This window comes from Demequina sp. NBRC 110055 (assembly GCF_002090135.1).
Lineage (GTDB): Bacteria > Actinomycetota > Actinomycetes > Actinomycetales > Demequinaceae > Demequina.
Genome location: NZ_BBRL01000005.1, coordinates 225,356 through 244,779, shown reverse-complemented (window position 1 = coordinate 244,779; position 19,424 = coordinate 225,356). Strand labels below are relative to the sequence as shown.

Below are 19,424 nucleotides of genomic sequence, written 5' to 3'. Positions count from 1 at the left end.
CCCTTCTGGTGTGATGTCTGTATGAGCATTTCGTCCGTTTCGTCGCTTGGGGTGCCGGCCTCGAGTGTGACGCGCTTGCCGCGTTCTGAGCGGGAGCGGCGTCGTGAGGAGTTGGCGTTGTCGGTGTGCCGGGCGCTGTTGCGTGGCGATACGTTGACGTTTGCTCAGGCGCTCGCGATGGGCGATGCGGTGGAGGATTTGGGGTTCGCGGCCGGGTCGGTGCGTCAGGCGACGGATCGCATCATGGCGGTCGTGGCCGCGGCGCAGTCGTTCCGGTCCGACTCTGGCGGTCGTGGGGTGGGGTTCGCGCGTGCGCGTGGGCATCGCAATGCGATCGCGATGGTGGAGAAGCAGGCGGGGGTGTCGGGGCCGGAGGCGCGCCGGTTGCTTGAGCTCGGTGAGACGCTCGCGGATGCGGAATGGGCGGCGAAGGCTGCTGAGGAGGCGGCGCGTGAGGCGGCCGAGTCGTCGAGCCCCTCCGGTCCTGACGCCGCTGACGCCAACGGGAGTGACGGCAGCCCGGGCGAGAGTGGCCCGGTCGATTCCGGCCAGCCTGGTATCGGAGGCGATGTCGGGACCGATGATTCACTGTTTGCCACCGGCGACGCTCCCGCTACTCCCGGACCCTCGCGTCCTGTCGCGCCCGCACCGTCGGGTCCGGTGTTTGCTCATGTGGCGGCCGCGTCGGCCGACGGGGATTTGGGTGCTGAGGCGGCGACGGCGATCACCAGGATGCTGCGTGGCGTGGCCGAGCGTGCCGATGTCGAGTTGATGGTGGAGGCCGAAAAGGATCTCGTGTTCAAAGCGCGTCAGATGTCGTTCTACCGGCTCGGGCAGGTCATCAACCGGTGGCGGGATCGTCTCGATGCCGACCATCTCGACGAACTCGCGGCCGAGCGCCGTCAACGCCGGTACCTCAATGTCGGTGAGAACGCCGACGGGATGATCCGTATCAACGGGCAGCTGGATCCCGAGAACGGTGCGCCGTTGGTGGCGGTCATGGATGCCATGGTCAATCAGCATTTCCGTACCAAGAAGCGCGCCCAGGACGCCGCAAAGCAGGGTCATATCGTCACGGTGGATGAACGCACCCCGGGGCAAGTGTGTGCGGATGCGATGGGAGAGTTCGCTCGCCATCTGGCCGGCTGCAACGTCAAGAATCTGCCCCACGCCAGTGCCCAAGTGATTGTGACGATGGACTACGACACGATGCTCGCTGCCGCCAAGGGTGACAGCGTGCTGGGCGCCACGATCGAGGGGCTCTCGGCCACGCCGGATGCGGGAGAGCTTCGCCGCATGATGGCTCGCGCCGGTCTGGTTCCCGTGGTCTTGGGTAAGCGTTCACGCACGCTGGATGTGGGCTACCACGGTCGGTATTTCAACGCCGCTCAACGCGATGCGATGTTGATCCGTGATGGCGGATGCGCGAAATGCTCGTTGCCGGCGTCGTCGGGCGACGGTCATCACATCATCCCCCACGAGTTCGGTGGAAAATCCGAAACGAAGAACGGCGTGACGTTGTGTGTGAGGTGTCACCACGACGTCCATCGTGAAGGCTGGATCATCGTGGCCACCGAGACCGAGGTGTGGTTCATCCCACCCGCCCACCTCGACCCGACCCGCACACCCCAACCCGGTGGTCGGAGACTGTTCGACGCGACCGCGATCTACGGCGACCACCTGCCACCGGTCGAGGACGTCATCGCCCGCACGCCCGTCGCCGCCACCCAAGCCGGCGACCACCGGCGACGCCAGAAGCCGCCACCCTCGGGAACGTCGCGATCGCAACGGCCCGAGTCGCCTTCCCGCCCCGTCTCGACTCCCCGGTCCAGAACATCCGCCTGCACCATGGAACCCGCACCCAGCATCAGCATGCTCGTCGAGCCTCTACCTGATGCGTCGAACAACAGCAGCACTCACCGCGGTCAAGAGTCATGCGTGGCCAACCGGGTCGCCTCGATCATCCACGCGAGTGGTGACGATATGAAGCCGCCGCCCCATCGGACAACGCGAGACCACCGGCGATGGCGACGCCACGAGGTTCCCTCGGGCCTCGTCGTGAGTTCGACGGTCTTCACTCACCCTCCGCCCAGGCGCGAGTACGAACGAGCCGTGCCTTACCAGCCGCCGCCACCGCCGCCGAAACTGCCGCCGCCCGAGAAGCCGCCGCCGGTCGAGAAGCCCGAACCGCCCGAGGATCCCGGCGTCGGCGTGCTGATGGCCGCATCGGCAAGCGAGGTGAGGTCCGTCATCTGGCGCCCGAAGGCCGCGTGATACAGCCAGAAGGAGCCCGCATACGAGGCCCCGCCATACCAATCGGGGGCCGGCACATCGTGGCCCTCCCGCGCGAGACGCGCAAAGACATCAGCCCACCGCTCCGCGACGCCGAAGGCGATCGCATAAGGCAGGTACCTACTGAAGATGTCGTTCCCCTCCTCGAAGCGGAGCTGCGCGCCGTCAGCGGTCGCGAGGTAGAGCTTGAAGCCCTCCGTCTGCGCGAGCACGCGCGAACCCTCGGGCGTCCGCGCGGGCGCCTTGTTCGTGAGGACCAGCATCACTAACCCCACCAGCCCGATCGCCACACCGACGAAGCCCGCGCCCCACATCGCCGCAAGCACAAAGGTCGCGGCCACCCCCACGAAGAGCAGCACGATTGCCATCGCCGCCCATGACCCGCGTGCCGACTTCGGGTTGCGCCGGAACCACCCGCGATCCGTCACGTCGCGGTACATCTCCTCCTGGACCTTCGCGAGGTCCGCCGCGAAGGTCGTCTTGAGGTCCTCGAAGGTCACCTCGCTGCGTCCCTCGAAGATCGACTCGAACAGCATGCGGCCGTACGGGGGCATCTCCGCATCGGCCTCGCGCAACTTGACCAGCCGGTAGTCGGCCGGCGGCTGCTCCTGACCCACCGGATCGATCCTGAGGTATCCGCGCACCGCCTGATCGACGATCGTCGCCGTCACGTCGCGCACATCCGCCTTCTCGTCCAGGAGGGTCCCTAGTTGTCCCGGACGCAGTCCGCGGGGAGGCTCGAACTGCACCGCGATCGGCGCCCTAGGATCGCGTCGCATCACCGCCGCTTCCGCATCGGACAGTGGCTCGAGACCCGGAGCGACGCCCGCGTAGACCATGTCCGTCCCGGTGCGCCGCAGCCGTCGCATCACGAGCCAGATGCCGCCCACCAGGATCAGAAGCGCCACCCCCACCGTCCACACGTTGATGGCAAACGCGCGTGCCACGTCGTTGGCGACTTGGGTCTTGGGAGTGGTGTCAAAGGACCCGGCCGGGTACAGCGCCGCGACGGAGAGCGGCTCGTAGGGCTCCACGGCATCGGCCGTGTAGGTCACCGATGTGCCCGGCTCCCCCGCCGAGCAGCCGCCCGTTGACCCCTCGGGCCCCGCAAAACACCGCACCGCCGTCGCGGCCACGGGCGATTCCACCGTGACCGTGATGTCCGACACCGGCGTCTCCCAACCCGTGCCGATCGCGTTCCAATAGAACTCGTCGCCCGCCAGGTCGCCATCGGTCTCGCTTGAGGTGGTGGCATTCATGACGTGCCCGACCGTGTAACTCAGCACGTAGGTCTGCAGCCCCGACACATCCGAGATGTCCTCGTCGCCGATGCGCACGTACAGGGTGTCGCCCTGCATCTCGGTCGCAACAGCGGCGGGAGCGCCCGTGGGACTCGTCGCCTCGATGTCGCCGATGTCCCACACGCGCTCAAGGTCGGAATCCGCGATCCCCTGCGTCGTCGGGAACGTGAAGATCACGCCGTGCCCCGGCGAATCACCAAAGTCGAAGTCGATCTCGGTGGTCACCGCGACGGAACCATTCGGGTCGAGCACATAGGTGGCGTCCCAGCGCGTCACCTCGCGGCCGGGATAGTCCTCCGCGGCCGATGCCGCCGTCGCCCCTCCCGTCGCGGTCAGAACCGGCACGGTCGTCAGTGCCGCGAGGGCAACGGTCAGGAACGGACGTAGCAATCGCATGCGTCCATCTTGGCGAAGAAGGAGGCGCGTGACCAGGGACGACGGGCCGTGGATCCCCTGGCGCGCGGGCGTACGCCTTAGTAGATGTGCGGGCGCCCCGCTCGTCGTGCCAGCGCCCCGCTCGTCGTGTGGGCGCCCCGCGAGTTGTGCGGGCGCCTCGCTAGTCGTGCCGGCGCAGGCTCATCGCCCGCTGAGCCTCACGGTTGTCCTGCTTTTCGCGCAGGGCCTGGCGCTTGTCGTAGTGCTTCTTACCGCGGCCGATACCGATCTCGAGCTTCGCCCGCCCCTTCACGAAGTACAGCCGCAGCGGCACAATCGTGAAGCCCTTCTCGCGGGTCTTGATGAGCAGGTCGTTGATCTCGGCGTGGTGCAACAACAGCTTGCGGCGCCGGCGCGGCGCGTGATTGGTCCACGTGCCCTGCGAGTACTCGGGAATGTGGACGTTCTCGAGCCATGCCTCGGTGCCCTCGACGTGCACGTAACCGTCGACGATCGAGGCGCGTCCCGCCCTCAGCGCCTTCACCTCGGTCCCGCGCAGCATCAGGCCGGCCTCGTAGGTGTCGTCGATGAAGTAGTCGTGGCGCGCAGCGCGATTGGTCGCAACGACCTTCTTCTCGTCGGACTTCTCTGCCATGACTCACCTCCTCGAACGAACCGAACCTGACGCGACCGCCAGGGCGATGTACGAGTCTAGGCGACAACCGCCTAGAGCATCGACATCGGGTTCACGGTCGAGCCGTTGACGTACATCTCGAAGTGCAGGTGGCACGCCGTCGACGACCCGGTGTTGCCCGAGTAACCCACCAACTGTCCACGCGACACCCGCTGTCCGCTTGATACCGCGAAACGCGTGAGGTGGTTGTAGCTCGACATCACGTAGTCGCCCCCGACCACGCCGTGGTCGATCATGACCTGGTTACCGAAGCCGCCCACGGTCTTGGCCCATTCGACCGTGCCGCCTGCCGACGCATAGATCGGGGTGCCGCAGTAGGCGCGGAAGTCGGTGCCCGCGTGCAGGCGCCAATAGTGGTAGATGGGGTGGTAGCGCATGCCGTAGGACGACGTGATGTAGACGCTCTTCGTCGGATACGCAAAATAGCCGGACGCCGACGGCCCACTGCTGGACCCTCCGGAGGTACTGCCGCCATTCTTGGCTGCCTCCTCGGCGGCCTTGCGCGCCGCTTCGGCCTCCGCCGCCGCCTTGGCGTCCTCGGCATCGGCCTTGCCTGCCTCCGCCGCGTCGAGACCTTCCTGCGCGGCCTTCTTGGCCGCGAACAGCGCCGCCACCTGGTCGCGCAGTTGAGCCTGGAGCGCGTCGTTTTCGGCCTGCTGCGCGACGTAGGTCTGGCGCTGCGACTCGAGGTAGTCCTTCACCTCTTGTGCCTCGGCCAGCTTGGCGTCAAGGTCGGCCTTCGCCGCCTCGGCCGCGGCCTCCTTCTCCTGACGCTCGATCACCAGGGCATCCGCCTGAGCCTTGAGCTCCGTGATGTACTCGCGCACCGCCTCTTGGCGTGCCCCACGGTTGCGGTTCACTGCCGCGATCTCGTCGAGCTCCGCCAGGGTCGAGGCCTGCACCCGCGCCGCGGACTGCTGCGCGGTGAACTCGTTGACAAACTCGTCCTCGTCGGTGGCGCCGAACACGATGCCGAGGCTCGCCTCCGCGGAGCCGCCCTTGTACGACTCGCGCGCAATGGCGGCCACGCGCGACTGAAGTTCCTGGACGCGGTCCTCGTCCTCGGCGATCTGCGCCGTAATGGCCTCGTCCTGAGCCTCGGCGGCGGCGAGCTTGTCGGCGACGATGCCCTGTTCCACGATGGCGGCCTCGACGGCCTCCTTCGCCTCGGCGAGCGCCGCCTCGAGCGGCTCGATTTGCGCCTCGAGGGCCTCGAGCTCCTGCGAGGCCTCGACGATCTTCGCGTCCGTGTTCTCGAGGGCGCTGGCGAGCTCGTCGGCCCGCTCCTGTGCCGCTTCGCGGTCCGCGTTGGTGTCGGCGATGCCGGACTCGGCCTCGCCGATCTTGTCTTCGGCCTTGTCGATTTGGTCTTGGTATTCGTCGATCTGGTCGTCGTAGTCGTCGGCGACCGCCGAGCCGCCCAGTCCGATCGCGAGGCCGCCAAGGATCGCGGTGAGCATCACCGCGATGATGAGGATGAGGGGACGCCGGTTGGTGTCAGTCATGCGCGCGTGTACCTATTCAATGTCAGAAGCGAGGCGGCGCCCGCGAGCCCCACCGCGATGAGCACGAGCCACGGGGCCACCGCCCACACATCCTCGCGTCCGATGTAGTCGACCCACGAGATCGACCCCGTCAACCAGCCTTCGACCAAGTACTGGGTGCCGAACCACAGCCCCGCGATCGCGAGCGCCGCGCCACCCGTGGCCGCCACCGCCCCCTCGAGCATGAACGGCAGCTGAATGAGCGACCGCGAGGAGCCGACCATGCGCATGATCGTGGTCTCGCGCCGGCGTGACAGCGCCGACAGGCGGATCGTGGTGGTGATGAGCAGCATTGCCGTCACCATCATCACGATCGCGAGCGCGGCGGCCACGACGGTCGCCGCGTTGAGGAAGTCGAAGAGGTCGTCGAAGACCTCGCGCTGGTCGTAAACGGACTCGACGCCGGGGAGGCCTGCCGTGGCATCGGCCACCACCTGGAACTCCTCAGGATCGGTGAGCTTCACGCGCATCACGGGGGCGAGGTCCTCGGGCTCCAGCTGCGAGTACACGCCCGAGTCGTCGGCGGCCACGATCGACTCGTAGACCTCCTCACGCGTCTCCACGTACACCGACTCGACGAGCTCCGAGACGTTGCCCTCCTCGAGCACCGCCACAATGTCGTCCGTCTGCGCCTCGGTCACGGGACCGGCCACGCAGTTCTCCTCGTAGGAGTCCGGCGGGCACAGGAAGATCGACACCTCGACCTTGCCGTACCAGGCGTCTTTCAGTTGCTGGACCTGCATCTGGGTCAGCGCCGCGGCGCCCACAAAGGTCAGGGAGACAAACGTGACGAGCGCGACCGACAGCGCCATCGTCGAGTTGCGGCGCAGGCCGTTCCAGACCTCGCCGAAGATGAACCGCAGCCGCATCAGACGGTCTCCAACCCGTAGACGCCGCGGTCCTGGTCGCGCACCAGGTGGCCGCCCTTGAGCTCGATGACGCGCTTGCGCATCTGGTCGACGATCTCGTCGTCGTGGGTCGCCATCAGCACCGTGGTGCCCGTGCGGTTAATGCGGTCGAGCAGGCGCATGATGCCCACCGACGTGCCGGGGTCGAGGTTTCCGGTCGGCTCGTCACACAGCAGGATCGGCGGCCGGTTCACGAAGGCGCGCGCGATCGCGACGCGCTGCTGCTCTCCGCCGGACAGCTCGTGCGGCATGCGTCGCTCCTTGCCCGCCAGACCCACGAGCTCGAGCATCTCCGGCACGTTCTGCTTGATGTCGCGCTTGGACTTGCCGATGACCTGCAGCGCGAAGGCCACGTTTTGGTACACGGTCTTGTTGGGCAGCAGCCGGAAGTCCTGGAAGACCGCCCCGATCTCGCGGCGCAGGTGCGGCACTCGCCAACTCGACAGCCGGTTGAGGTGGCGACCCGCGACCCAGATGTCGCCATCGGTGGGGCGCTCCTCGCGAAGCACGAGCTTGAGGAACGTGGACTTCCCCGAGCCCGACGATCCCACCAGGAAGACGAAGTCGCCGCGCTCGATCTCCACGTCGATCGCGTCCAGCGCCGGACGGGCACCGCGCGTATAGACCTTGGAGACGTTGTCGAGTCGAATCATGTGTACGTGTGCGCGAGGGGTAGTCACGCGCTTCCGCCAGCATCGTAAGAACGCGTCAAGCGGCTTGCCGGGAGGCGCGCCGCTGTGACCGTGTCGCCTTCGTCACCGCTTGGTGGTGGCCGATGCCGTGGCTGGGCTACGTACGGAGGCGCCGTACGGAAGCCCCCTCCACGCATCGGCCCTGGGTAGGCGCCTGAAGCGTTAGTCCTGCTGAGTCTGCTGCTGCTTGCGCCAGCGGATGCCGGCGTCAATCAGCCCGTCGAGGTCCCCGTCGAAGACCACCTGGGGGTTGCCGACCTCGTAACCGGTGCGCAGGTCCTTGACGAGTTGCTGGCCGTACAGGAAGTAGGAACGCATCTGGTCGCCCCAGCTGGCCTTGATGTCGCCCGCGAGTTCCTTCTTCTGGGCCGCTTCCTCTTCCTTCTTCAGCAGTAGCAGGCGGGACTGGAGGACGCGCATGGCGGCGGCGCGGTTCTGGATCTGGCTCTTCTCGTCCTGCATCGACACCACGATGCCGGTGGGCAGGTGGGTGAGGCGCACCGCCGAGTCGGTGGTGTTGACCGACTGGCCGCCGGGGCCCGAGGAGCGGAAGACGTCGACCTTGATGTCGGCCTCCGCCACCTCGATGTGGTCGGTCGACTCGATCTGTGGGATCACCTCGACCGCCGCGAAGGAGGTCTGGCGCTTGTCGGCGGAGCCGAAGGGGCTGATGCGGGCCAGGCGGTGCGTGCCGGCCTCCACGGAGAGCGTGCCAAAGGCATAGGGGGCGTTGACCTCGAAGGTGGCGGACTTGATGCCCGCACCCTCGGCGTACGAGGTGTCGAGCACCTTGGTGCCGTAGCCGTGACGCTCGGCCCAGCGCAGGTACATGCGCAGCAACATCTCTGCGAAGTCGGTCGCGTCGTCGCCGCCCGCGCCGGAGCGGATCGTGACGACCGCGTTGCGCTCATCCCACTCCCCCGACATGAGGGTGCGCACCTCCATGGCCGAGAGATCCTTCTTGAGCGTCTCGAGCTCGGACTCGGCCTCCGCGAGCGTGTCCTCGTCCTCGCCCTCGGTGCCGAGCTCCACAAGCACCTCAAGGTCCTCGATGCGGGTGCGGATGCGGTCCAGGCGGTCCTTTTCCGCATTCGCGGCGGACAGGGCGCTCGTGACGGCCTGGGCGTTCTCCTGGTCGTCCCACAGGTCGGGCGCCGCCGCCCTCTCCTCGAGCTCGGCGATGCGCGCGGCGAGCTTCTCGGGGTCGCTCACGGCCTCGATCTGGTGGAAGGTCGCGTTGAGCGCGGAAATCTCTACAGGAAAGTCGGTGGCCACGACGGTCCAGTCTAGTCGCGTGCCCGGGTCCTATGCTCGTGGCCATGAGCGACGGGATCCTGACCCACGATGAGAGCCGTCACGCCACACCGCGCATGCTCGTGCGACTCACCGTCCCTGCGGTCGTCATCGGCGCCATGTGTGCAGTGTTGCTGTGGGCCATCGACGTGGCTGCCGAGGGCGTGACCCACGTGTTGTGGGACTGGATCCCCGAGGTAGGCGGCTTCGACGCCGAGTCCTGGTGGTGGCCCATCCTCGTGTTGGGGCTCGCGGGAGCGGCTGTCGGCACCATCATTCGCTACGCCCCCGGGCACGGCGGCTACGACTCCGCCACCACCGAACTGGTCGCACCTCCCCTGCCGCTGAAGGCGCTGCCCGGCATTGCGGCGGCGCTCATCGTGTCGCTGGGTGCGGGCGTCTCACTGGGCCCCGAGAGCCCCATCATCTCGATCGCCGTGGGGCTATCCGTGTGGGGCCTGGCGCGCATCGTCCCGAACGCGACCGCCGGGCAGGTGCTGTTGGTGGCAGGCGCCGGCATGATCGGCGCAATGTTCGGTTCCCCCGTCGCCGCGGCGCTGCTGCTGACGGAGATGGTCTCCGGGGGACCCCGGCAGGGACTGCTGTGGGACCGCCTGTTCGCCCCGGTCGCCGCCGCCGCATCCGGCGCCGTGGTCGCGATGTGGCTGGGGGTCGCCTTCATCCCGGGCAACCTCGACGACTACACGGGGCCGGGATGGTCCGACCTTTACGTGGGCATCCCGATTGCCTTGGCGGCCGCCTTCGCGTCGCTGGTCGGCGCCCGACTCATGCCGCCCCTGTGGCACCTGCTGCGACGCTTCCCGAACCCCATCGTGTTCACCACCATCGGCGGCCTGCTGCTGGGCGTGCTGGGCGCCGTCGGCGGCACCATCACGATGTTCAAGGGCGCCGCACAGACCGGCGAGCTCCTGGCGACGGCCGGCGAGTACACGTTCTGGGGCCTGCTGGGACTCGCGCTCATCAAGGTCGCAGCCCTCACCGTCTCTGCCGCCGCAGGCTTCCGTGGCGGCCGCATCTTCCCCGCAGTGTTCATTGGCGCCGCCTTCGGCCTGGCCGGGCACGCGCTGGTGCCCGAGTCCTCGCTCGCCCTCGCGATCGCCGCGGGCGCCGTGGGGTCCATCCTCGCGATCGGCCGCGACGGCTGGCTCGCGATCTTCATGGGCGTGGCGCTCGTGGGCGACGTCGCGGTGTTGCCAGCCATCTGCGTGATCGTGCTGCCAGTGTGGCTCATCGTGACGACCGGGCCCGAGATGCTGGTGCACGGTGCGAAGGTGCCGCCGAACGCGGGCCACCAGCCGCCCGCGTGATCCACTCCTCGCGCTACCAATAGGTCGATAGGCTAGTCGGAGCACCGGCCGTCTATCCGAGGAGCCCGCCCCGTGAGCCCAGCCCGCCTCCCCCTGGTTCCCCCGCAGCCGGGCACCACCCGCATCCTGGGCGCGACAGTGATCGACGGCACCGGCGCGGAGCCGCTCGAGGACATCGACGTCGAGATTCGTGACGGTGTCATCACGTCCGTGGGAGCAACAAGTCCTGCGGCGAGCGCCGCCGACGTCGTGATCGACGGGCGTGGGGCCTTCGTCATGCCGGGATTCATCGACACCCACGTCCACGTCACCATGCCGGATGCTTCCAGCCACGAGATGGCCCTGTGGTTCGCGGAGGAACACTCCCTGGCCACCGCGGACATCATGCGCCTGACGCTCGAGGCGGGGGTGACGGCGGCGAGGGACCTGTCAGGGTTGACCCCGGGCTTCCGCAACGCCGTCGCCCGTGGCTGGATCACCGGGCCGCGCATGCACATGTCAATTGCACTGCTGTCCCCGACCGGCGGTCACGCGGACCCGTCACACGCGAACGGCACCGTCGCCCCCTACGTGGCGTGGGAACCGATCGCGAGCGGCATGGTCGTCGACAGCGATGACGAGGTGATCAAGGCCGTGCGGACGCTCGTGCGCACGGGTGCAGACGTGATCAAGGTCTGCACCACGGGTGGGATCTCCACCCCCACCGACAGCCCCGACGACCTCGGGCTCAGCGAACACCAGGTACGCCTGATCCGCGATGAACTTGCGCGTCGCGGGGGCCGCCCGATCGCCTCGCACGCGCAGGGCCACGAGGGCGCGCTCAACGCCGTGCGGGGCGGCACCACGAGCCTCGAGCACGGGTATGACATGTCCGACGAGCTGATCTCCGCGCTGCTCGCGCATGGCACGGTGCTGGTGCCCACCCTCTCGACGTTGTCGCTCGCGCCCGATCCCACGAAGAAGTCCGCCGAGGTGGTGGCGAAGAAACTCGAGTGGCAGGAGCGTGGACGCGACGCGGCGGCCCGGGCGATCTCGGCGGGCGTGATGGTGGCGATGGGCACCGACGCAGGAATCTTTCCCCAGGGCCGCAACCTCACCGAATTGGGCCACCTCGTCGACGCGGGCTTGACGCCCCTGCAGGCGATCCACGCCGGCACGCAGGCCGGAGCGCGGCTACTCGGGCTCGACGACCATATCGGCACGGTGCGCCCAGGCTTGCTCGCCGACCTGGTGGTGACAGAGGTCAACCCGCTGGCACGCATCCACGACCTCGCCGACCCTGCGGCGGTAGAGGTGGTGCTGCAGGCGGGCGCGGCCCGCAAGGATCGCTCGGGACGCGCAGCGGGCCTCGGGGCCTAGGGCGCTGCGCGAGCACTGAGGCGAAGAGGGCCGGGCGCGACCCGAGACTAGGCGGGATGAGCGCGTACTGTCGTCTCCTCGACGGAGACGCGCTCCCTCCCTAAGCGCGCCGCGATCTCCACCTCGCGTCCGCGTGAGGTGACGAACATGGCGACCGCGACCGCCGCCAGCACTGCCGCGGCGACTGCCCACAGCGTGGCGGCTCCGCCGCGGGCGAGGATCCACCCACCGAGTGCCGGTCCAATCGCGTGCGAGCCGGACCAGGTAAGGCCCGACAAGCCCTGATAGGTCCCCCGCAGGCGCGGCGGCGCGAGGGACGCCACCATCGCCGCCGCGAGGGGGAAGGTCACGAGCTCCCCCAGGGTGATGATGACGATGGCCGCCACGTGCGCGGCGGCGCTATGAGCCACCGTGAGCAGCGCGAAGCCCGCTCCCGTCAGCGCGATGCCCGATCCGACGGCTACTGACGACGGCAGGCGCTCCACCACCGCCATCGCCGGCAGCTGCAAGAGGCACAGCAGCACGCCATTGACAGTGAGGAGCATGGCATAGGTGCCGAGCGAGAGGCCCTGGCCGGTCATCGCAAGAGGCATGGTCGACGTCCACTGGGTATAGACCACTGTGTACGCGAGCATGAGTGTCACCAGGGTCACCAGATGACGGTCACGTAGCGCCTGGCGATAGTGGCCCCGAGCCCGCGTCCCTGTCACCAGCCCCTCCGCAGAACCCGCGACCTGTGGGGAAGGCACAGCGGGAGCCGCCCAGCGCGCCGGTCCGATCCGTCGCTCGCGCAGGGCGACGGCCAAGGAGGCGGCCACGACGGCGCACACCGCCGCCTCGACCACGAAGATCAGGGTGAACGACACGCGCTCAAGCCGGATTGCGACGATCGGCCCAATCGCGAAGCCCAGGTTGATGGCCCACACCTGCAGCACGTAGGCGCGCTGCCGCCGCTCGGGAGCCACGTGATCAGCGATGAGGGCGCCGAGCGCCGGCCCACCGAGATGACCCGCCATCCCGTAGGCAAGGAGCACCACGACGAGCGAGGGCAGCCCGGGCGCGAGCGGCACGGCGAGCAGAAGCACCGCAGAGCCGACGAAACTCACCAGGATGACGGGAAGGCGTCCCACCCGATCGGACAACGGCCCACCCAGGAGGGATGCCACCACGCCGCCAGCCCCATACGCAGACACCACGAGCGAGGCCGTCTCGATCTCAAGTGCGCGCCCGGTCACGAGGTACGTCGACAAAAACGGCACCACGAATCGCCCGGTCCACAGGACGAGAATCGCCGACCAGATGACCCAGAAGACGGCAGGTAGTCCAAAGAGGCTCCTGGCCGTTCCGCCCGCCACGGGAGGACGCGGCGCGCCGCCGCGCATGGCACCGCGAGCCACGGCGCGGCGGCCAGCGGCGCGGCGACGAACGGCGCGGCGACGAACGGCGCGGCGGCGAACGGCGCGCGTCCTCACTGCACGGTGGGCGTCGGCTCGACCTGCGAAAGCACCGCCGCACGTCGGCGCGCTCGCGAGGACACCGCCCAGGCCACCGCAGCGGTCGCCGCGCAGCCAAGGAACAGCGCCGCCGACAGGAAAGGCAGCGAATCCAACTGACCCGTCTGGACCCTGGAGCTCGCGAGCGCGGCGCCAAGCGACGTTCCCGTATAGATCAGTGACGAGTTGATACCGACCACCACGTTGATGTGCGCCCCCGCGTTTCCGACAATAAGGGCCTGGAGCGGCGGATTGATCGCCCACGAGCAGAACCCCCAGGCGAGCAGCGCCACCGCGGCGCCAAGGGGTCCTGACACGAAGGCCAGGCATGCGACCGACGCGGCGGCGGCGATACCGAGCCCGGTGAGGACCCTTGCTGGGCCCCACCTGTCGGCAACCCCGCCAAGCAGGCCATTACCCGCAAGCCCCGCGACGCCGTAGCACAGCAGCAACGCCGATAGCAGGGCGCCAGAGGCGCCGGTCGCCGACGCGAGGAACGGTGAAATGAAGGTGTTCAGGCCACCCGTGGCCGCACCTTCGAGCAGGGCGGTGGCGAGGGTGGCCGCCAGCACCACGAGGGCCGAGGCCCACACGACCGAGGCCACCGACTCACGTCGTCGCGCCTGCTCACCCGCGGTACGCAGCGCAGGCTGCCAGGACCGGACGGCAAGAACGGCGGCCGTGGCGAGTGCCGCGATGCCACCTGCAATCACGAACGTGGCGCGCGCCCCCACCGCCCCGGCGAGAAGATTGCCCAGCGGCGCTCCCACGAGGGAGGACAGAACCATGCCCGTAAAGGAGATCGACAACGCCCTCGAGCGATGCGCACCCGCGACGATCGAACCCGCATGTACCGTGCACATGGGAACGACCGCTGCGACGGTCACCGCCTGCACGACGCGCACCGCCATCAACTGCGGAGCCGAGTCGACCTGCGACACCGCGACCGCCACGACAGCCACGAGCGGCAGCCCGACGAGCAACACGCGGAAAGGCTCACGCCGACGCACCAGCCACGCGATCACGGGCGCGGCCACGGCATACGCGAGGCCAAAGACCGCGTTCGAGCGACCCACATCGGCCATCGAGATCCCGGTCTCCTGCGCGAACACCGGCAGGACGCCGGGCACCAGCATCGAACCGAGGGTGGCGGCGAAGACGGCACCCGCGAGCGCCCACAGTGTGACGAGGGCGCGCCGCGACACCCCGCTCACACCGCTGCCGGGGCGGCGTCCTCGAGGGAGCCGAGCCATCCCATGGTGTCGTCGCTCGTCACGAGCGCATCGCTCTGGAGGTAATGGATCATGTCGAGCGCGTCGTCGTGGGCCTGCAGGGACGACCCCATCACGACGTCCGTGACGACATTGATGTAGAAGTCACGCTGGTGGGCGTCGACGGCCGTGTAGAGAATGCAGATGTCGGTGAAGCCGCCGATAAGCACGAGCGTCTCCGCCTTGTAAGCCTTCAACACGATGTCCAGCTCGGTGCCGAAGAAGCCGCTGTAGCGGCGCTTGCGGATGTGGAACTCCTCAGGCAGTGGCTCGAGCCCCTCGGCGAGCTCTGTGTACTTGTTGCCCTCGATGCAGTGGGGTCCCTCGGAGCCGTCGAGCTCGCGACCGATGTCGGCCAGGTGAGGCTTGTGCACTTCCTGGATCCACACCACGGGCACGCCTTTGGCGCGGGCCTCGGCGACCATCGCCACGGCCTTGTCGCGCTGCGCGGGGATGTCGAACGGGTCGTCCTTGGACATCGGGCCGTCCATCGGGCCACCCTGAAAGTCGATGACCACGAGGACGGTGTTGCCGTGGATGTTCATGCGTTCTCCTCGGTGGCGGCGGGGGTGGGCTGGGCGTCGGGGTTCGGCTGAGCATCGAGCCAGGCGTCGACGGCGTCGAGCGTCACGAGCGCGTCGCGCTGGAGGTACTTCATGGCCCTGAGCGCCGCATCGTGCGCCTTCTGCGAAGACCCGATGACCATGTCCGACACCGTCCGGAAGCGATAGTCCAGTTGGTGCGCGTCGACGGCCGTGTAGTGGATGCACACGTCCGTCATGCCGCCGATGAGGATCAGCGTCTGCGCCTTGTAGCCCTTCAGCACAATGTCGAGCTCCGAGCCGAAGAACGCGCTGTAGCGGCGCTTCTTGATCAGGTACTCCTCGGGGCGCGGCTCGAGCCCGGGGTGCAGCTCGGTGCGCGGGTCACCCTCGACGCAGTGCACGTTCTCGGTGCCGTCGAGCTCGCGGCCCATGTCGATGAGGGAGGGCTTGTGGACCTCCTGGATGAACACCACCGGCACGCCCTTGGCGCGGAAGCGGTTCACCATGTCGACGGCCTTGGCATTGCGCTCAGGGCGGCCCGGCATGTAGCCGGGCTTGTCCGCGCCGAACGACGACGGCTGGCCGCCGCCCTGAATGTCGACCACCACGAGCACGGCGTTGCCGACGATGTCGACCGTGTCCGCGGGGGTGATGTCGGTCACCTGGAGGGGCATGAGGGGTCCTTTCGAGGGGTCAGGTGAGGCGCACCCGCGGGTCGACGGCCGCGAGCGCGACGTCGACGAGGGTGTTGAGGATGACGTACACGGCGCCGAGAATCAGGCAGACCGCGGCAATCGCAGGGAAGTCGCCCACGCCGATCGCGCCGGACAGGTACGAGCCCAGGCCGTTCCACGAGAACACCTGCTCGACGACCACCAGGCTGGAAACCATGAATCCGGCCTGCACGGCGAGCAGGGACAGGGCCGGCGAGGACGCGTTGCGCAGCGCGTGACGGCGCAGGACCGTGCCCTCGCGCTCGCCGAGCGAGCGGGCGGTACGCGCCCACGGAGACGTGAGCGACGAGGAAATGCCGTCGGCGAGCACACGAGCGAGCGCCACACCCGAGCCGACCGATGCCGCAAGGGCGGGCAAGATCAGGTGGGCGATCGCGTCCCCTGTGTACGTGGGGCTGCCGTGCAGGATGCCGTCGAGCACATAGAACCCCGTGCCGTCGTCGTACGGACCGTACGAGGACCTTCCCGCGGCTGGCAGGGCCCCGTCGAGCCACTTGTAAAACACCAGCACCGACAGCATCGCGATGAGGAACGACGGCGCGGAGGCGGCGGAGAAGAAAACGAAGCGCATGAAGGCGCCGAACTTTCCGGGCCGCGAATACAGCGCCGACAGGGACACGCCGATGACAACGGTCAGCGCGAGCGCCCAGCCCGCGAGCTCAAGCGTCGCCGGCAGGCGCGTCGAGAGTTCGTCGGCGATGGGGCGCTTCGACGCGAGCGAGATGCCGAAGTCGCCCTGTACCGCGCCGGCGACGAAGTTGCCGAACTGTACGGGGATCGAATCGTCGAGCCCCAGTTCCTCGCGGGCGGCCTCGACGGCCTCCGCGCTCGCGTTGACGCCCACGTAGGTGCGCACCGGGTCGGAGTCGGCGACCTTGCCCAGCGTGAACACGAGCAGGGTGAGGAAGAACAGCACCACGACCAGCGACCCGAGCCGCTTCGCCACAAAGGTCAGCATGGTCAGACTCCCGTCCGCCGCAGCACGACGCGGATCGCGTCGCCGGCGTAGTTGAAGGCGAAGGCCAGCAGGCCGATGACGACGCTGGGGAGCACCGCTACCCACCACGCGTTGAGGAAGTACTTCATGCCGTCCGAGGCCATGCGGCCGAGCTCGGGGGCCGGCGCCGGCGTGCCGAGACCGATGAAGGACAGCGCGGCAAGCGTCATGACGACGGCGCCGATGTCGAGGCTGGCCGTCACCACGACCGTGGGGGTGATCGCGGGGATCACGTGGCGCCACAGCAGGCGCCATCCCTTGACACCCGAGACACGGGCGGCCTGCACATGAGGCAGGGCCACGACGCGGCGCACCTCGCCTCGCACCAGGCGGGCGTACAGCGGCCACCACACGACGATGATGCCGATCATTGCCGATCCGAGCGACTGGCCGATCGCGGCGGCGATCGCCATCGCGATGATCATGGCGGGGAACGCCAGGAACAGATCGGTGAAGCGCATGAGCGCCGTGTCGAGCCAGCCGCCTTTGAATCCCGCGGCGACGCCGATGAGCGTGCCGATGGCTGCCGACACGAGCGTGACGACGAGCGCGGCAAAAAGGCTGCGCTGCATGCCCGCGACCAAACGGGTCGCCATGTCCATACCGAGCACGTCGGTGCCGAGCACGTGGCCCGACGACAACGGCGGCTCCAGCTGGCCACCCGACGGGATGATGGGGCTGTAAGGCATGACGGCGGGACCCACGAGCGCGATCAACACGATGACGCCGACGCCGATGAGGGATAGCTTCTCCCCCACGCCGAGCGCGGACCACGCGGTGTCGCGCGCCCCCGACTGCTGGGCCTTCTCGATCTTCTCGAGGGTGCTCTTACGCGAGAACGGCATCGACGAGCCTCCGTCCGTAATCCGTGGTGATGTCCTGAGCGAGCCGCTCGGCGGGGACGGTCTCGACGATCTCGCCGCCAGTCATCACGAGCACGCGGTCGGCGATGAGGCGCGCCGCGGCGAGATCGTGGGTGACGAACATGATCGAGATGCCAAGCGAGTGGCGCAGCAGGTTGATGAGGTTGAGGACGGAGCAGGCGACCGACACGTCGAGGGCGCTCGTGGGCTCGTCACAGAGAAGTACGGAGGGCGGCACCACGACGGCACGGGCGATCGCGACGCGCTGCTGCTGCCCGCCAGAGAGTTGGGTGGGCCGGGCCGCGAGCACGGACTCATCGAGGCCGACGAGTTCGAGAGTCGACAGTGCCATCGCACGCATCTCGGCGCGTGTCTTGCCCTTGCCGGTGGCGGTGTGCTCGATGCGCTCACGCAGCAGCTCCTCGACGGTGCGCCACGGGGTCAGGGAGGCGCCGGCGTCCTGAAAGATCACCTGCGTGCCTTCTCCCGCGACGCCCTGCGCGTTCACGACGCCGGTGTCCGCGGTCTCGATGCCGCCCGCGATGCGCAGCAGCGTGGACTTGCCCGATCCGGACTCGCCCACGAGTGCGACGGCCTCGCGGTAGCCGATCTCGAACGACACGTCCTTCAACACGTGGTTGTCGACACGGCGGCCACGCACCCGCGTCGAGTACGTCTTGTTGACCTCGTTCACGGCGAGGGAGGGCCGGGTCACATGCCCGACAAGCGTGACGTGGTCGAGGCCCGTCGCCGCACCGACCGCGGCGGTGGGCCCGGCAAAAGCGTCCCAGGTCAGGTCGCCCGACTGCCAGGCGGCCGCCACGTCGAGTTCGGGACGCTCGAGTTGCGTCAGCACGTCCTCCATCGAGGCGACCACGGCAACCTCAGGCGCCCCCACGGGGCGAGCACGGTCGGTGTCGAGGGTGATACGCGAGGCCATCAGGCGGCGCGTGTAGGCATCCGTGGGGCGGGCGATGACGTCCTCGGCGGGCCCCGCCTCGACGACGACACCGTCCTTCATCACGGCGATGTCGTCGCACATGTGGCGCGCGACACCGAGGTCGTGGGTGACGAAGAGGACCGCACAGCCGGCGTCCTCGATCGACTCGCGCAGGACCGAGAGCACCTCGGCCTGGACGGACACATCGAGCGCGGTGGTGGGCTCGTCCGCGATGAGCAGGCGCGGTCCCGGGGCGAGGGCGAGCGCGATCATCACGCGCTGGCGCATGCCGCCCGAAAGCTGGTGGGGGTACTTCTTGAGGACCTCGCCTGCGCGGCGGATCTGCACGCGTTCGAGCGCCGCGACGGAGGCCTCGGCGGAGCCGGTGTAGCGGTTGAGCATGCGCCCGATCGTCATCGTCGGGTCGAGCGACCGCATCGGGTCCTGGAACACCGACGTGACGTCCGCACCCCTGACCTTGGCCCACGCGGGATCGGTGATGGGGGTGAGGTCGCGCCCCGCGATCGAGATGCGGCCCGTCGCCTCGGCCTTGCCGTCGGCGGGGATGATGCCCTGGACCGCGGCCCCGATGGTCGACTTACCGGACCCAGACTCGCCCACCAGGCCCAGGCATCGGCCCGCGTCGATGGCGAGAGACACGTCAGACACCGCAGTGACGACGCGGCCACGGCCCCGATACGTGACGGTGAGATCGCTCACCGTGAGGACGGGCGAATCGGCCATGGGCCTCTCCTTCGCTTGCTCAGGGGTGTCGCGGCGCCGGCCCTCAGGACC

Annotated in this window: 15 protein-coding genes and 1 pseudogene; 3 read left to right on the top strand and 13 right to left on the bottom strand. The window is 68.5% G+C overall.

The window, feature by feature from the left end; all coding sequences use genetic code 11:
- Positions 1 to 21: 21 nt before the first annotated feature.
- A pseudogene (locus B7K24_RS13635) lies at positions 22 to 1,539 on the top strand (DUF222 domain-containing protein); the annotation flags it as partial.
- A 578-nt stretch (positions 1,540 to 2,117) separates the two neighbouring features.
- On the opposite strand, the gene B7K24_RS13630 reads toward B7K24_RS13635, so the two are convergent.
- The 6 genes from B7K24_RS13630 to prfB form a co-directional block, all read right to left on the bottom strand.
- The gene (locus B7K24_RS13630) at positions 2,118 to 3,989 is read right to left on the bottom strand and encodes a DUF2207 domain-containing protein (RefSeq protein WP_084129476.1); all 1,872 of its coding nucleotides are present in this window, start codon (positions 3,987 to 3,989) and stop codon (positions 2,118 to 2,120) included.
- A 160-nt stretch (positions 3,990 to 4,149) separates the two neighbouring features.
- Positions 4,150 to 4,623, bottom strand: coding sequence for an SsrA-binding protein SmpB (gene smpB, locus B7K24_RS06975; RefSeq protein ID WP_084129475.1), 474 nt, complete (start codon positions 4,621 to 4,623; stop codon positions 4,150 to 4,152).
- A gap of 71 nt (positions 4,624 to 4,694) precedes the next feature.
- On the bottom strand, positions 4,695 to 6,167 hold the full coding sequence (locus B7K24_RS06970; protein ID WP_084129473.1) for a M23 family metallopeptidase: 1,473 nt from the start codon (positions 6,165 to 6,167) through the stop codon (positions 4,695 to 4,697).
- Complete coding sequence (gene ftsX, locus B7K24_RS06965; RefSeq protein ID WP_084129471.1) at positions 6,164 to 7,075, bottom strand: permease-like cell division protein FtsX; 912 nt, start codon at positions 7,073 to 7,075, stop codon at positions 6,164 to 6,166. The genes B7K24_RS06970 and ftsX overlap by 4 nt, the downstream gene beginning before the upstream one ends.
- On the bottom strand, positions 7,075 to 7,767 hold the full coding sequence (ftsE, locus tag B7K24_RS06960; RefSeq protein ID WP_084129469.1) for a cell division ATP-binding protein FtsE: 693 nt from the start codon (positions 7,765 to 7,767) through the stop codon (positions 7,075 to 7,077). Before ftsE ends, ftsX begins: the two co-directional genes overlap by 1 nt.
- A gap of 201 nt (positions 7,768 to 7,968) precedes the next feature.
- Positions 7,969 to 9,081 carry a peptide chain release factor 2 gene (gene prfB / locus B7K24_RS06955; RefSeq protein WP_084129467.1) on the bottom strand — a complete coding sequence of 371 codons (1,113 nt, stop codon included), beginning with the start codon at positions 9,079 to 9,081 and terminating at the stop codon, positions 7,969 to 7,971.
- Positions 9,082 to 9,125: 44 nt separating this feature from the next.
- Here prfB and B7K24_RS06950 point away from each other — a divergent pair, with 44 nt between their 5' ends.
- A complete protein-coding gene (locus B7K24_RS06950) occupies positions 9,126 to 10,427 on the top strand; it encodes an ion channel protein (protein WP_144268189.1) in 1,302 nt (433 codons plus the stop codon).
- Between the two features lie 72 nt (positions 10,428 to 10,499).
- A complete protein-coding gene (locus tag B7K24_RS06945) occupies positions 10,500 to 11,786 on the top strand; it encodes an amidohydrolase family protein (protein WP_234986607.1) in 1,287 nt (428 codons plus the stop codon).
- Positions 11,787 to 11,833: 47 nt separating this feature from the next.
- Here the strand turns inward: B7K24_RS06945 and B7K24_RS06940 are convergent, their stop codons facing one another.
- The 7 genes from B7K24_RS06940 to B7K24_RS06910 form a co-directional block, all read right to left on the bottom strand.
- On the bottom strand, positions 11,834 to 13,141 hold the full coding sequence (locus B7K24_RS06940) for an MFS transporter (RefSeq protein ID WP_159449173.1): 1,308 nt from the start codon (positions 13,139 to 13,141) through the stop codon (positions 11,834 to 11,836).
- Between the two features lie 113 nt (positions 13,142 to 13,254).
- Entirely contained in the window at positions 13,255 to 14,484 is a 1,230-nt protein-coding gene (locus B7K24_RS06935) for an MFS transporter (RefSeq protein ID WP_234986606.1), read from the bottom strand.
- A gap of 5 nt (positions 14,485 to 14,489) precedes the next feature.
- Complete coding sequence (locus B7K24_RS06930; protein WP_084129460.1) at positions 14,490 to 15,095, bottom strand: cysteine hydrolase family protein; 606 nt, start codon at positions 15,093 to 15,095, stop codon at positions 14,490 to 14,492.
- On the bottom strand, positions 15,092 to 15,769 hold the full coding sequence (locus B7K24_RS06925; RefSeq protein ID WP_084129458.1) for a cysteine hydrolase family protein: 678 nt from the start codon (positions 15,767 to 15,769) through the stop codon (positions 15,092 to 15,094). Before B7K24_RS06925 ends, B7K24_RS06930 begins: the two co-directional genes overlap by 4 nt.
- Before the next feature lie 19 nt (positions 15,770 to 15,788).
- The gene (locus tag B7K24_RS06920) at positions 15,789 to 16,787 is read right to left on the bottom strand and encodes an ABC transporter permease (protein ID WP_084129456.1); all 999 of its coding nucleotides are present in this window, start codon (positions 16,785 to 16,787) and stop codon (positions 15,789 to 15,791) included.
- A gap of 2 nt (positions 16,788 to 16,789) precedes the next feature.
- Positions 16,790 to 17,671 (bottom strand): ABC transporter permease, encoded by an 882-nt coding sequence (locus B7K24_RS06915; protein WP_084129455.1) that lies wholly within the window; start codon positions 17,669 to 17,671, stop codon positions 16,790 to 16,792.
- Positions 17,655 to 19,373 (bottom strand): ABC transporter ATP-binding protein, encoded by a 1,719-nt coding sequence (locus tag B7K24_RS06910; RefSeq protein ID WP_084129453.1) that lies wholly within the window; start codon positions 19,371 to 19,373, stop codon positions 17,655 to 17,657. The genes B7K24_RS06915 and B7K24_RS06910 overlap by 17 nt, the downstream gene beginning before the upstream one ends.
- Between the last annotated feature and the right edge of the window lie 51 nt (positions 19,374 to 19,424).

Coding starts and splice junctions, on each gene's coding strand:
- B7K24_RS13630 (WP_084129476.1), bottom strand. CDS start 3,989: ATGCGATTGCTACGTCCGTTCCTGACCGTTGCCCTCGCGGCACTGACG.
- smpB (WP_084129475.1), bottom strand. CDS start 4,623: ATGGCAGAGAAGTCCGACGAGAAGAAGGTCGTTGCGACCAATCGCGCT.
- B7K24_RS06970 (WP_084129473.1), bottom strand. CDS start 6,167: ATGACTGACACCAACCGGCGTCCCCTCATCCTCATCATCGCGGTGATG.
- ftsX (WP_084129471.1), bottom strand. CDS start 7,075: ATGCGGCTGCGGTTCATCTTCGGCGAGGTCTGGAACGGCCTGCGCCGC.
- ftsE (WP_084129469.1), bottom strand. CDS start 7,767: ATGATTCGACTCGACAACGTCTCCAAGGTCTATACGCGCGGTGCCCGT.
- B7K24_RS06950 (WP_144268189.1), top strand. CDS start 9,126: ATGAGCGACGGGATCCTGACCCACGATGAGAGCCGTCACGCCACACCG.
- B7K24_RS06930 (WP_084129460.1), bottom strand. CDS start 15,095: ATGAACATCCACGGCAACACCGTCCTCGTGGTCATCGACTTTCAGGGT.
- B7K24_RS06925 (WP_084129458.1), bottom strand. CDS start 15,769: ATGCCCCTCCAGGTGACCGACATCACCCCCGCGGACACGGTCGACATC.
- B7K24_RS06920 (WP_084129456.1), bottom strand. CDS start 16,787: ATGCTGACCTTTGTGGCGAAGCGGCTCGGGTCGCTGGTCGTGGTGCTG.
- B7K24_RS06915 (WP_084129455.1), bottom strand. CDS start 17,671: ATGCCGTTCTCGCGTAAGAGCACCCTCGAGAAGATCGAGAAGGCCCAG.
- B7K24_RS06910 (WP_084129453.1), bottom strand. CDS start 19,373: ATGGCCGATTCGCCCGTCCTCACGGTGAGCGATCTCACCGTCACGTAT.